Here is a 14,331-nt window from a genome sequence, read left to right as displayed (position 1 = left end):
TAATTGAGTAAGTAATCAAATACTTGGAGTACTAAATACTTTGCAGTAATTTACACTATAAAACTTGAGGATGATAAAAATGTTATTTGGCAATAAGGATTTTATAAGGAAAAAGAAGTATAAGGAAATTGATTTTAAACTGTTAGCTTCAACAAATAAGTACTATAAAGAATCTGAAGCGCATATTGATGAAGTAACTTGGCAGGATCTTGATATGGATAATGTTTTTGCCGATATCAATCATACTGTGACAACACCAGGAGAAGAAAAGTTATATTGCTGGTTGAGAAACCCAGCTGACAATAAAGAAGATTTTAATAAGCGTAAAAATCATATCAACAGCTTCAAGAAAGACAGGGCAGTATCAAATAATCTTAGACTAGCTTTATCAAGGATTAAATATTGTGATTTTGATTTTAGAGAGACTATAAACAAAGGTTTTTTGATTAATAATCTATTGTTGATTGGTATGATATTGTTAGTAATATTAAATGTAGGTATACTTGCTGTTTCATTAATTACAATGAATTTCACAGCTCTGCCTTTGTTCATTATAACCATGGCCGCTAGTATTATAATTCATTTTAGATTTTCCATGACCTATAATGCTCAGTTACAAGTTATCGGTTATATCATTAAGATACTGTCTTTCAGTAAGAAGAATTGGAAATCAGTAGAAAAAGTGTCACCTGATCTAGCAGATAGATTGAAAGAACTGAATTCCAAGTTATCCAAGATAACTAAAAAAGGTTCAGCAATCTTCAAGGTTGAAGGATTAGATGTTATTGGTGATTATATAAACATCTTGTTCTTGATAAAAGAGATTAATTTCTTGAGAGTATCAAGTTTGATTAATAAAAATAAAAAAGATTTGATTAGATTATATAATAATGTTGGCGATTTAGATGCAGGGTTAAGTATTGACAGGTATCGCAGGGATTTAAAATATTATTGTGAACCTGATATGGACAATGAATTTGATGATATAAATATAATAGATATGTACCATCCATTACTGAAAAATCCAATATCCAATACAATTGATATAGGTTCATCAATAGCTATTACAGGTTCTAATATGAGCGGTAAGTCTACTTTCTTAAGAACTGTAGGGTTGAATTCACTCTTCGCTCAAGGTATTTGTACTAGTTTATCCAAGGAGCATAGAGCTAAGTTTTATAGGCTTGTTACTTCAATAAGTCTTAATGATGATATTTTGCAAGGTAAAAGTTATTTCCTTATGGAGGCAGAAGCCATTAAACGTATGGTTGATTCATGTAATGATGAGACTCCGTTGTTAATACTTATAGATGAAATATTCAAAGGTACTAATCCAGTTGAAAGACTTGCTGCATCAATGGAGATATTGAATCTCTTAGCTGCCGCCAATACCAAGACTTTGGTTGCAACACATGACTTGCAGATTTTACCTGAATTGAAGGGTTACGAATATTATTATTTTACAGAGAATGTTACTAAGGATTCTCTTGAATTTGATTACAAAGTTCATAAAGGAATTACTTCTACTCGTAATGCAATTAAAATACTGGAATTTATCAAGTATCCAGGTGATTTGGTTGATTTGATTAATAAGCGAATAGAAGTTATGGAGTTATAAAGTAGAATGTGTTATTTGAATTCTAAAAAGTATACAATAGAGGTCTTTCACTGTTAAGGTGGAAGACCTCTATTTAGCTGTATAAGGCTCTAAAAAATAAGGTTGATAGTATAGAATAATGAAAAAAGATATAAAAGCAACTGTTGGTTGTCAAAAATGTTATGTTTGATTGGTAGAAATATAATTATTTAATAGTATAATGTTCTATGAAGAGGTGAGTGAAATGAGTTTCCAAAAGCAATTACAGAAATTGAGGAAAGAAAAAGGATTATCACAAGAAAAATTAGCCGAGATGATTGGGATTTCAAGACAGGCAGTTGCAAAATGGGAAGTTGGACAGTCATATCCTGATATTGCTAGATTAATTCTATTGAGTGAGCTTTTTAAAGTAAGTATTGATAAATTAGTTAATGATTATGATGAGAATTGCCGTTTATATATAGAAGAGAATAAGCAGGATTGCAAGGATGAGGATATAATACAATTTTTGTGTATAGCAAAAAAACATATTAATGATATTGTTGAAGTTAAAGATACAGAGTCTAATGCATATGATATGCAATTTTCTGAAGGGAATCTTAAATATATCAGTAGATATCATGGTAAGAAGCAATTCATAGGAGAAGATTTATTATTGAGAGATGATAGTCCCATTTGGGGAATGAATTATAATGGAAGAATTATTGGTGAAGTTTTTTCAGAAGGGTTCTTAAAAGAGGCATTGGCGTTAGTACCTAAAGAGTATCCATATCGTGGGCCTATGGTATATCAGAATGGACAATACAAATACCATTGTATCGTTAATGGAGAATTAGAATGGTTTCAAGGATATGAAGAGATATTTTTTGAGGATATCAAGATATATGAATGTAATTTTAATGGTGGATATATTAAATAGTAGGATTAAGAAAGATAGGAGATTATATGATACTGAATAGAAATGATAAGTGTTGGTGTGGTAGTGGATTAAAATATAAAAGATGCCACATGAATTTTGATGAGGAGCTTCAAAGGTTTGCTGATAAAGGATATGAAGTTCCAACTAGAGATTTAATTAAAAGTAAAGAACAGATTGTTGGGATTAGAGAAAGCGCTAAGATCAATAATGGTCTTTTAGATTTGATAGGTGAAAATATTAGAGAAGGCATGAGTACAGAAGAAGTTAATGTATTAGCTCATAATTTTATTGTATCTCATGGGGGGATACCGGCTACACTGAATTATGATGGGTTTCCAAAAAGTGTTTGTACGTCAATTAATGATGTGGTTTGTCATGGGATACCTGATAGAAATAGAATTCTAATAGAAGGAGATATCATCAATGTGGACTCGACCACTATACTTGATGGATATTATTCTGATGCATCTAGAATGTTTAAGATTGGTAAGGTAAGTGAAGAGGCTGAGAGAATTGTTCAAGTAGCTAGGGAATGTTTGAAGAAAGGAATAGAGGAAGTTAAACCTTGGAAGAGCTTTTTAGGGGATATAGCTGAAGCAGTGCAAAATCATGCTGAGAGTAATGGATATTCAGTAGTTAGAGAGTTTGGTGGTCATGGGGTTGGATTAGATATTCATGAGGAACCTTTTGTGTCGCATGTGGGTAAAAGAGGAACTGGTATGTTATTGGTGCCTGGGATGGTATTTACTATAGAACCTATGATAAATGTTGGAGGTAGAGAGATATTTATAGATAAAGCTGATGGATGGACTGTGTTAACTTCTGATGGGTCACTTTCTGCACAGTGGGAGCATACAATTCTTGTGACGGAGGATGGTGTGGAGATAATATCAAAATAATTGAATTGTAATATATTTTGTAATCTGATAATATTTAATAATATATTATTATGATTATAAAATTGGAGGATGACATATATGTACTTGGTGAGTGCTTGTTTGGCTGGTATTAATTGTAGATATGATGGTGGAAATACTGAGAATGAGATTATAAAAAATATGGTGAAGGAAGGTAGAGCTATTGCTGTTTGTCCAGAGCAATTAGGTGAGTTGCCTATACCTAGAGCTTGTTGTGAGATTATTATGGATGATGATGGGAATAAGAAGGTAATGAGTGTAGATGGGGAAGATTTTACTGAAGCGTATAGACAAGGTGCAGTTAAGACATTAGAAATCTGTAGAGCTAGTGGTATTAATGAAGCAATTCTACAGTCAAGAAGTCCTTCGTGTGGATATGGATTGATTTATGATGGAACATTTTCGGGTAACCGTATAGATGGTGAAGGATTAACGGCTGAACTTTTGAGTAAGAATAATATTAGGATATATACAGAATCAGAAGTTGATGATTTTGAATAGAATTTAATATGTTTAATTATAGTTTCATTTTATTAAAGAATTATAAAACTCCTTGCTGATAATGATTGAGTTATCAGAGAGGAGTTTTTTCGTTAATAAAACGTATCAATTTTCTATTAGATTATGTATTTTTCTTGTTAATCTTAGCTAGATATCTATAAATACTAGGTTCTGAACAAGATAGTTTGTTGGCAACTGTACTGACTGCTCCTTTTAGCATAAAGACGCCTTTTTGATCTAGGATGTCTACTATTTGTAATCTTTCGTCCTGTGTGAGACGGTCTACGGGTATATTACTATCTTTGAGTACTTTGTTTAGAACAGTGTCAGTTACTTCTTCAATAGAATTAGAGAATGTTTCTGAGCTGTTTTCTACTATAGAATCAACAGAATTATATTTACTATTTTCTTCTATCAATTTGTCTGGATGACAAAGCTGTAATATTTTGTCACTGAGTTCTGTATATCTTCGGTCGTCAAAATTAATGCATAACATTCCCATAAGTTCTTCATCATCATCTTTTATGAAAAAGGTGGAGGAACGTAATAGTCTTTGGTCTTTTGAGACACCATTGTAATTTATCTTATAATCTTTATCCTTATATTCTTTGTTTGCGATTATCTCAAGTCCTAGGTTGGTCATTGGTGCGCCTACAGTTCTTCCGCTGATATGACCATTAGCTATGGCAACAATGGATTTTGAATCTGATTGTATGTCATGTAAAGCGATTTCGTAATCAGGACCTAGGGTTTTTCCTAAGAATTTTACAAGACCGGTATATTGTTTTAATGTATTATTATCCATATTTTCACCTGCTTAGATATTTTAATAGCTTTCTTTGTTTAGATTATTCATCAATATATAGAATAGATTATCATAGTAATAAAAAAAATGCAATGTGATAAAAGTTTCTAAATATATTGACTGAAAATTATAGTGATGATAAAATAATATTATCATAATAAAAAATTATAAGGAGGTAAATATATGAAAGAAATTATAGCTACAAAAAACGCTCCAGAAGCTATTGGACCATATTCTCAGGGGACTGCTGGAGCAGGATTGGTCTTTGTTTCAGGACAACTTCCAATTGATATTGCAACAGGACAATTCCCAGATGGTGGAATAAAAGAGCAAACAAAACAATCTTTAGAAAATCTAAAACAAATATTATTAGAGCGTGGGGTAACTTTACAACATGTATTGAAAACAACTGTTTTCTTAAAGGATATGAATGATTTTACTGCTATGAATGAAGTATATAAAGAATATTTTGGAGATAGTGATTATCCAGCAAGAGCGGCAATACAGGTTGCTAGATTACCAAAAGATGCTTTGGTAGAAATAGAAGCTATTGCTTTAGATAAATAATTAATTTTACAACTATTAGTTTACATAATTATATTTGCTTGAAGGGTTTAATAGTACCCACTCTTTAGTTAAATTATAATACGTATGGAGGTAATTGGATGGCTAAAAAATATGTACCAGAACCATTTAGAATAAAAATGGTTGAAACTATCAAAATGCTTACACGTGAAGAAAGAGAACAAAAGATAGAAGAAGCAAAATATAATATGTTCAATTTAAAAGGCGAAGATGTCTATATTGATCTGCTCACAGACAGTGGAACCAATGCAATGAGTCAGGAACAATGGGCAGGTGTCATGGTTGGTGACGAAGCTTATGCTGGAGGAAAAAGTTATTTCAAGCTTTTAGATACAGCTAGAGATATTTTTGATTATAAATATATTCAGCCTGTTCACCAAGGACGTGCGGCAGAAAAAGTCCTGTTCGGTATATTAATGGGAGAAGGAAAGTATGCTATATCTAATATGTTCTTTGATACAACAAGGGCTCATGTCGAACTTACTGGTGCAAGAGCAATAGATTGTGTTGTTGAAGAAGCCAAGAAACCAGAAGTAAGAGCACCTTTCAAAGGTAACATGGATGTAGAAAAATTAGAGAAATTAATCAACGAATATGGACCAGAAAAAATAGCATTAGTCGTTATGACAGTAACTAACAACTCAGCAGGAGGTCAACCTGTATCAATTGAGAATATGAGAAAAACTGCTGCTGTTTGTAAAAAATATGGTATCAGAATGAACATTGATGCTGCTCGTTATGCAGAAAATGCTTATTTTATCAAGAGAAGAGAAGAAGGATATGCAGATAAATCAATCAAAGAAATAGTTAAAGAGATGTTTTCATATGGAGACATGTTCACTATGAGCGCCAAAAAAGATACAATCGTAAATATGGGTGGATTAATTGGTGTAAAAGATGATGAGAAACTGTTCCAAGATGTTAAAGGACGTACAATATCTTTTGAAGGATTTATTACATATGGTGGACTTTCAGGTCGTGACCTTGAATGTTTGGCAATCGGTTTGAATGAAGGTATTGACGAAAGTTACTTAGAATATCGTAATGGACAGATGGAATATCTTGCATCCAGATTGGATGATGCAGGAATAGCATACCAAGCCCCTGTAGGAGGTCATGGATTATTTATAGATGCTAAAAAAATGTTCCCTCATATACCTTATTATGAATTCCCAGGTCAAGCACTAGCAATTGAATTATACAAAGAAGCGGGAATCCGTACATGTGATATAGGTTCTTATATGTTAGGAAATGACCCTGATACAGGGGAACAATTACAAGCATCATTTGAATTTACAAGATTAGCTATTCCTCGCCGTGTTTATACTCAAGCACATTTTGATGTAATGGCAGATGCATTGATTGCAATTAAGGAAAGAGCAAAAGATGTAAAAGGATATAAGATAACTTGGGAACCACCTATTCTTAGACATTTCCAAGCGAGTCTTGAACCTTTGGATAAATAGTAATTAATATATTAGACTCTGTATAGCTATATGTTCAGCCATTAATGGCCTATCCCATACCCCTATAAAAGCTATACAGAGTCTTTATTATCTTATTTATTCATTGGTATCTTATATTAATAGATTATCTCTAATTTATTATCATGTATTTTCTTTAATCATTAATCTTTCAGTTTATATTCTATTATATTTGTTTCTTCTAACTTATAAAATCATAATATTCACTGTATAATTAATAAAAGAATAACCATGTCTTGATAGTGACATTATGTTTAGTATCTGATATTATATAGGATAATAGAATTTTGACTTATCATAAAGGAGCATTGCTGTATATATTATATGGCGTAAATATTTAATAAGATAGCTCTTATAGACTAAATAAGATTATTCATAATAGTCTAGAAAGGAAGAGTATGTGAAGTCTATTATTTCATTATACTAGGTGAGAAAATGAGTAATAAAGTTAGTACATCAAAGAAAAGAGATGCATTCAATTCTAAGACTGGATTTATACTGGCGTGTATTGGGTCAGCAGTAGGAATGGGCAATCTGTGGATGTTTCCATACAGAGTAGGACAATTTGGTGGAGCAGCCTTCTTGATACCTTATCTGATATTTGTAATTGTTATTGGATTTACTGGAGTAATCGGAGAAATGTCTTTTGGCCGTGCAATGAGAACAGGTCCTCTAGGAGCCTTTAAAAAAGCTGTTGCTAGAAGAGGTAAGAAAAACGGAGATTTAATAGGATTGATTCCTGTAATAGGATCTTTGGGTATTGCAATTGGATATGCAGTTGTAGTTGGCTGGATACTTAGATTTACAGTAGGTGCCATAACAGGAAGTCTGACAAATGCTGAAAACAGTGGAGCATATTTTGGTAAAATAGCAGGGACATTAGGAAGTACTGGCTGGCATTTAGCAGGGCTATTAATAACTTTTGTCATCATGTTCTTTGGTGTATCAAAAGGAATTGAAAAAGTCAATAAATTTATGATGCCAGCTTTTTTTGGATTGTTTATAATACTGGCTGTAAAAGTCATGACATTGGATGGTTCAATGGAAGGTTATAAATATCTATTACTACCTAAATGGGAATTCTTAAAAGACCCTAAGACCTGGGTATATGCTTTAGGACAAGCATTCTTCTCATTATCATTAGCTGGCTCAGGAACTTTGGTTTACGGAAGTTATCTAAGGAAAGACGAAGATGTTGTAAACTCAGCTAAATATGTTGCTATATTTGATACTATAGCCGCAATGCTTGCTGCACTGGTTATAATTCCATCTGTATTTGCATTCAACCTTGATCCTGCATCCGGACCACCACTCATGTTTATAACAATGCCAAGTGTATTCAAATTAATGCCAGCAGGTAGAATATTTGCAATTATTTTCTTTGTAGCAGTATTGTTCGCTGGAATATCATCTTTGATGAATTTATTTGAAACACCTATTGAGACATTGCAGAATAGATTCAAACTCTCTAGAGGATTAGCCATTTTAATAATAGCATTAATAAGCGGTGGAGTAGGGCTTATAGTAGAAAATGGAAATAATCTAAGCACTTGGATGGATGTAGTATCCATTTATATCATTCCACTTGGTGCATTATTGGCAGGAATAATGTTCTTCTGGGTATGTGGTACCAAATTTGCAAGGGAACAAGCTCAGTTAGGAAGAGAAAAAAAGATTGGACCATGGTTTGAACCTATGGCAAAATACATATTTTGTGGTCTTACCATCATAGTTTATATTTTAGGGATTTTTTATGGTGGTATTGGATAATGAAATTTAGGGAGTATATATATTTGTTATATATTCCCTTTAATAATATAAAAAAATATATAAAACTAATATTATGAATTATTACTGATAAATTGTTGAAAAAATATGTATTATAGTTTATTATAGTAGTATATTTTGTGTAAATTATTAGCTATTTACATTAATAATTAAAAATTAAGATTTCAACAGGAGGTGGCGTTATAACTCAGCTATCAGTTCACATGAAAGATTTAAATGATTTCGAGCATAGAATCAAAAATGTGGCACAGCAACTTGAAGAGATTAGTAATAAATTTACTAAGATTACTAATGATCTAGACAAAGATATCTATTATAGAGATGGATTAGAATATCAAACACATAGTCTGTCAGCGGAATTAAATAAGGCAGAAGATAAAGTATATTGTTTAGGTCATTTTATTAAATCAAGTGTAGAAGAATATAATGAAGCTGAGAGTCAATTATCTAGTCAAGTATCAAGATTGTTAGCGAAAGATGGAATTATAAATTTCAATAATGAAAATTTAGATACGACTAGAATAAATAATACTAGTGACAAATTTAGTTTTTTATTTGGTGACAAGATTATTAAATCATGTATAGAGCATTTGGTATCATTTTTCAATAATATAGGGCAAAAGACTAATAATAAAAGATTACAAGAAGATAGTTATCGGGGCGACGATTTAAATCTATACTCGTACGTACAGAATTCTATCAACTTAATAGACACTACAGAATATTATAATGAAAAAGGTACAGGTAATAAACTTCTTACGGAAGACGAATTTTATAAATTAACTAAAAAAATTATTGATAGTGCTGAAGGTAGACCATATACGTATACCCCTAGAGAATGGGAAAATGAATTTCAAAATAATATTACGCCTATGATTGAGATGATTCCTAATGAACTTGCAGATTCGCAAAGGCAACCATTAGTTGATGCAATAATAATATCCGAAGCACAAAAATTACAAGGCAAATATGGAACAGTTTATCATGCATCAAATAATATTATTAGTAAATATATTACCGAAAGAGGGTTACATCAATCATTAGAACCTTTATTTAATCAATATCCTACCAAAGATAAACAAATGAATGGCTTACTGAAGGCATTCCTTGAAGGTTTTTCGTCAGGATTTAAGGTGGGTATTATACAAGGTGCTATGGATTGGGGTGCTACATATAATAAAGGTCCTACTTCAATTAAAGTTAATACAGGAGCATATAACTCTGACCTTAGCGTGGAGATTGGTAATGGGTTAGGCAAACTAAATGGTAAATCAATAAAAGTAAGTAAAAAAGGATTAGATTTAGTTAAAAATCATTTAAATAGATTTGGAGATATTCCTGAAAATCAAGCAATGGTAAAGAGAATTGAAAATGCATTGGCAAATGGACAGCCAATAACAGGGGCAGATGCAAGCTTTTACATGCATGAAGCGGCAGAGGCTACAATGATGCAGAAAGGTATTGCTTATAAAGCAGCCCACGAAGCAGTATTACAGAAATACAATGTTTCACCATATAGTGTATATCATCCTGAAGTTATTCAACAATTTTCAGAGTGGTTTAATCAAGGATTTAAAAACTTTTGGGGGTTAAAATAATGATAATAATCGATAATATTGGAAATCTTAAAGAATGTAAAGTCTGGTTGAATGAATCACCACTAGAGAAATTTGAGGTATCTAATACACTGAGTTCACTAGTGAAACATTCTCATAGTGTAACCAGAAATAATCAAAGTATAGCTGTTGAATTGTTTGTGGCTCCGAGATATTATGCTTTTTTAGGAGTTGAATATATTTATAAAAAAACCAAAGACATAGAAATTATTGTGAATGTTGCTAAAAAAGAGGGTAGAATAATTACTGATTCATTAGCACTCCCCTCAGACAATGTCAATTTGGGGATATCAGATGAATATGCTCAAACTATTTTAAACACATCTTTAAAAGTTTGTAAGAATTTGAGCAATATTCCTTCAGGAGTTTTAATTTTCAATGTTGGTGCTCACAGTGACTATGGTTCTAATCAAGTTATATTTTCAAAAGTTACAAGTATTTTAATGAGATTATTTGATAATGACCAAAGTAAGATTGAAATTACAGAATTAAAAAGTATTATTCAAAATGAATTAAATAAACCTTTAACAGATATTTGATTGATGGTCATGAATTGGTAAAGTAGTTTTTTCTAAAAAAATTGTTAGACTCAATGGCGATACAATTATAATTAAAATAAAACTTCCTACAAAATATATACATTAGAAGAGATAGAGATACTTAAACAAACTAAAGAATAATTTTATGATATAATCCTTACATATAATATTTCTTTACAAAGTCTATGTTTAGGTTTATAATAATGTAATATGTAGTGGTAGACGTTAAAAAGCCCTTCATCGTAACTTGATGTAAGGGCTTGTATATAATATACCGTTTATGTTTATATTTTATATAAGAAAGCGAAGAAAACATATAATTACTTAGGAGGTATAAAGGTGTACAAGAAAGTATCCACTGATCTTAATTTTAGAGATCGTGAAAAAGAAGTTCTGAATTTTTGGAATGAAAATGATATTTTTAAGAAGAGTATAGAATTAAGGAAGGACGGACCTACTTATACTTTTTATGATGGACCACCAACAGCTAATGGTAAACCTCATATTGGACACGTTCTAACAAGGGTTATCAAAGACTTGATACCTAGATATAGAACTATGAAAGGTTACAAAGTTCTTAGAAAAGCTGGTTGGGATACTCATGGATTACCAGTTGAATTAGAGGTAGAAAAACTATTAGGTCTTGATGGAAAAGAGCAAATAGAAGAATATGGTCTTGAGCCTTTTATTGAAAAATGTAAAGAAAGTGTTTGGAAATATAAAGGCATGTGGGAAGATTTCAGCGGAACTGTTGGATTCTGGGCTGATATGGATGACCCATATGTAACTTATCACAATGAATATATTGAATCTGTATGGTGGATTCTAAAACAAATTTGGGAAAAAGATTTACTATACAAAGGACATAAGATCGTTCCTTATTGTCCACGTTGTGGAACACCACTTTCAAGCCATGAAGTGGCACAAGGTTACAAAGATGTAAAAGAAAAATCTGTAATAGCTAAGTTTAGAGTCAAAGGTGAAGACAATGTTTATATATTAGCATGGACAACTACACCTTGGACATTACCATCTAACGTAGCTCTATCAGTAAATCCTATAGAAACATATATCAAGGCAAAAGTAAAACATGAATATTTTATCTTAGCAGAAGCCTTAGCAGCGAAAGTACTTGGAGAAGAATATGAAGTAGTTGAAACTTATAAAGGTAAAGACCTTGAATATACAGAGTATGTACCATTATTTGATTTTGCTACACCTGATAAAAAAGCTCATTATGTAGCTTGTGCAGATTATGTTACATTGACTGATGGTACTGGTGTTGTTCATACTGCTCCAGCTTTTGGTGAAGATGATGCTGTAGTTGGTAGAAACTATGATTTACCATTCGTTCAACTAGTTGATGAGCAAGGTGAATTTGTTGAAGCTGTCACTCCTTGGAAAGGTATGTTTGTCAAGAAAGCAGACCCATTAATCATTGATTATCTAGATGAAAAAGGTCTGTTATTCACTGCACTTGAATTTGAACATTCATATCCTTATTGTTGGAGATGTGATACTCCACTTCTATACTATGCTAGAGATACATGGTTCATCAAAATGACAGAAGTGAGAGATAGGTTAATCAAGAACAATGACCAGATTAACTGGTTACCAGAATCAATTGGAACCAAGAGATTTGGAAACTGGTTAGAAAATGTTATGGACTGGGGATTAAGCCGTGACAGATATTGGGGAACTCCTCTTAATATCTGGGAATGTGAATGTGGTCACCGTCATGCAATCGGAAGTATAGAAGAACTTAAGAGTATGAGTGACAATTGTCCAGATGATATAGAGCTTCACAGACCATATATTGATGATGTGCTTATCAATTGTCCAAAATGTAATAAGAAAATGAAGAGAGTCACACCAGTAATTGACTGTTGGTTTGACTCAGGTTCAATGCCTTATGCTCAATGGCATTACCCATTTGAAAATAAAGAGATATTTGAAGATAACTTCCCGGCTAACTTTATTAGTGAAGCTGTTGACCAAACAAGAGGCTGGTTCTATTCATTGCTAGCAATATCAACATTACTATTTGATAAGCCAGCATTCAAGAATGTAATAGTACTTGGACTTGTTCAAGACGAAAATGGACAAAAAATGTCCAAATCCAAAGGAAACGCTGTAGACCCATTTGAAGCTTTAGACAAGCACGGTGCTGATGCAGTAAGATGGTATTTCTATAATAACAGTGCTCCTTGGTTACCAAACAAATTCTATGATAATGCAGTTATAGAAGGTCAACGTAAATTCATGGGAACATTCTGGAATACTTATGCATTCTATGTGTTATACGCTAACATTGATGAATTTGACCCTACCAAGTATGAACTTGAATATGATAAATTATCATTAATGGATAAATGGTTGTTATCAAAATTAAATACTCTTATCAAAACAGTAGATACTAATCTTGATAATTATTTAATCACAGAATCCTCAAGAGCATTGATGGAATTTGTTGACGACCTTAGTAACTGGTATGTAAGAAGAAGTAGAGAAAGATTCTGGCAAAAAGATATGCCACAAGATAAAATCAATGCCTATATGACATTATATACTGCTCTTACAACCTTAGCTAAGATTTCTGCTCCATTCGTACCATTTATGGCAGAAGAAATCTATAGAAACCTTGAGTTCAATTTCAATAAGAAAGCTCCTGAAAGTGTGCATTTATGTAACTTCCCAGTTGCTAATGAAGAAATTATTGACTTGGAACTTGAGAAAAACATGGAATTGGTATTAAAAATAGTTGTAAGCGGAAGAGCTTGTAGAAACAGTGCTAACATCAAGAATAGACAACCTATAGGTAAGATGTATGTAAAATCTTCATTCAACCTACCTGAATTATATAAAGACATTGTTTCAGAAGAGCTTAATATAAAAGAAGTATTATTTACTGATGATGTAAGAGAATTTACAACTTATAACTTCAAACCACAGCTTAAGACAGTTGGTCCAAAATACGGCAGACTATTAAACCAAATCAGAACATTACTTCAAGATGGTGACGGTAATAAGATGATGGACGAATTAAAAGCAGAAGGTGCTTTGAAATTCGATATAGATGGTACTGTTGTAGAACTTGCTGAAGAAGATTTATTGATTGAATCAACTAAAAAACCTGGTTATGAATCTAATACAGATAAAGATGTAACAGTTGTTATTGATACTAACTTATCTGAAGAACTTATTGAAGAAGGTCTTGTTAGAGAAATAATAAGTAAGGTTCAAACAATGAGAAAAGAAGCGGATTTTGAAGTAACAGACCATATTAAGATATATGTTGATGATAATGATAAATTAATTGATATTATCAATAAGAACAAAGAAGAAATCCTATCAGAAACATTAGCAGATGCTCTTAATGTAGGTAAAAATGATGACACATACTCAAAAGAATGGAAAATCAATAGCGAGCAAATCTATTTAGCTGTTGAAAGAATATAAAATAAATAAAACTTAACAAATAATAAAAAGCTGATATTAATTTATCAGCTTTTTTTGTGGAAAAATATTAAGGTAAGAGAATAAGAAGTAAGTATCCAACAATTTTTATTTTTTTATTAAA

11 protein-coding genes are annotated in these 14,331 nt (G+C 31.8%); 10 read left to right on the top strand and 1 reads right to left on the bottom strand.

What is annotated here, in order from left to right; genetic code table 11:
- Nucleotides 1-79 precede the first annotated feature (79 nt).
- From HYG85_RS08915 to HYG85_RS08900, 4 genes are all read left to right on the top strand, one after another.
- Nucleotides 80-1,618: a MutS-related protein gene (locus HYG85_RS08915; RefSeq protein WP_212693163.1), complete on the top strand. Its 1,539-nt coding sequence runs from the start codon at nt 80-82 to the stop codon at nt 1,616-1,618.
- Nucleotides 1,619-1,841: 223 nt separating this feature from the next.
- Nucleotides 1,842-2,516 (top strand): DUF5680 domain-containing protein, encoded by a 675-nt coding sequence (locus HYG85_RS08910; RefSeq protein ID WP_212693162.1) that lies wholly within the window; start codon nt 1,842-1,844, stop codon nt 2,514-2,516.
- Between the two features lie 26 nt (nt 2,517-2,542).
- Nucleotides 2,543-3,415 carry a methionyl aminopeptidase gene (locus tag HYG85_RS08905; RefSeq protein ID WP_212693161.1) on the top strand — a complete coding sequence of 291 codons (873 nt, stop codon included), beginning with the start codon at nt 2,543-2,545 and terminating at the stop codon, nt 3,413-3,415.
- Between the two features lie 78 nt (nt 3,416-3,493).
- Complete coding sequence (locus tag HYG85_RS08900; protein ID WP_212693160.1) at nt 3,494-3,934, top strand: DUF523 domain-containing protein; 441 nt, start codon at nt 3,494-3,496, stop codon at nt 3,932-3,934.
- A gap of 121 nt (nt 3,935-4,055) precedes the next feature.
- On the opposite strand, the gene HYG85_RS08895 is transcribed toward HYG85_RS08900, so the two are convergent.
- The gene (locus HYG85_RS08895) at nt 4,056-4,739 is read right to left on the bottom strand and encodes a helix-turn-helix transcriptional regulator (RefSeq protein WP_212693159.1); all 684 of its coding nucleotides are present in this window, start codon (nt 4,737-4,739) and stop codon (nt 4,056-4,058) included.
- 183 nt (nt 4,740-4,922) lie between these two features.
- Between HYG85_RS08895 and HYG85_RS08890 the strand changes: the two genes are divergently transcribed.
- The 6 genes from HYG85_RS08890 (at nt 4,923) to ileS (ending at nt 14,210) form a co-directional block, all read left to right on the top strand.
- Nucleotides 4,923-5,306 (top strand): RidA family protein, encoded by a 384-nt coding sequence (locus HYG85_RS08890; protein ID WP_113672608.1) that lies wholly within the window; start codon nt 4,923-4,925, stop codon nt 5,304-5,306.
- A gap of 98 nt (nt 5,307-5,404) precedes the next feature.
- Complete coding sequence (locus HYG85_RS08885) at nt 5,405-6,790, top strand: tryptophanase (protein WP_212693158.1); 1,386 nt, start codon at nt 5,405-5,407, stop codon at nt 6,788-6,790.
- 453 nt (nt 6,791-7,243) lie between these two features.
- On the top strand, nt 7,244-8,578 hold the full coding sequence (locus tag HYG85_RS08880; protein WP_212693157.1) for a sodium-dependent transporter: 1,335 nt from the start codon (nt 7,244-7,246) through the stop codon (nt 8,576-8,578).
- Nucleotides 8,579-8,799: 221 nt separating this feature from the next.
- Nucleotides 8,800-10,194, top strand: coding sequence for a hypothetical protein (locus HYG85_RS08875; RefSeq protein WP_212693156.1), 1,395 nt, complete (start codon nt 8,800-8,802; stop codon nt 10,192-10,194).
- Nucleotides 10,194-10,751, top strand: coding sequence for a hypothetical protein (locus tag HYG85_RS08870; RefSeq protein ID WP_212693155.1), 558 nt, complete (start codon nt 10,194-10,196; stop codon nt 10,749-10,751). Before HYG85_RS08875 ends, HYG85_RS08870 begins: the two co-directional genes overlap by 1 nt.
- 339 nt (nt 10,752-11,090) lie before the next feature.
- Nucleotides 11,091-14,210 (top strand): isoleucine--tRNA ligase, encoded by a 3,120-nt coding sequence (ileS, locus tag HYG85_RS08865; RefSeq protein WP_212693154.1) that lies wholly within the window; start codon nt 11,091-11,093, stop codon nt 14,208-14,210.
- Nucleotides 14,211-14,331 lie beyond the last annotated feature (121 nt).

The sequence above is a fragment of the Vallitalea guaymasensis genome, assembly GCF_018141425.1.
Lineage (GTDB): Bacteria > Bacillota > Clostridia > Lachnospirales > Vallitaleaceae > Vallitalea > Vallitalea guaymasensis.
Note: the sequence above shows the minus strand (reverse complement) of the source record. Positions and strands in the feature narration are given on the sequence as shown.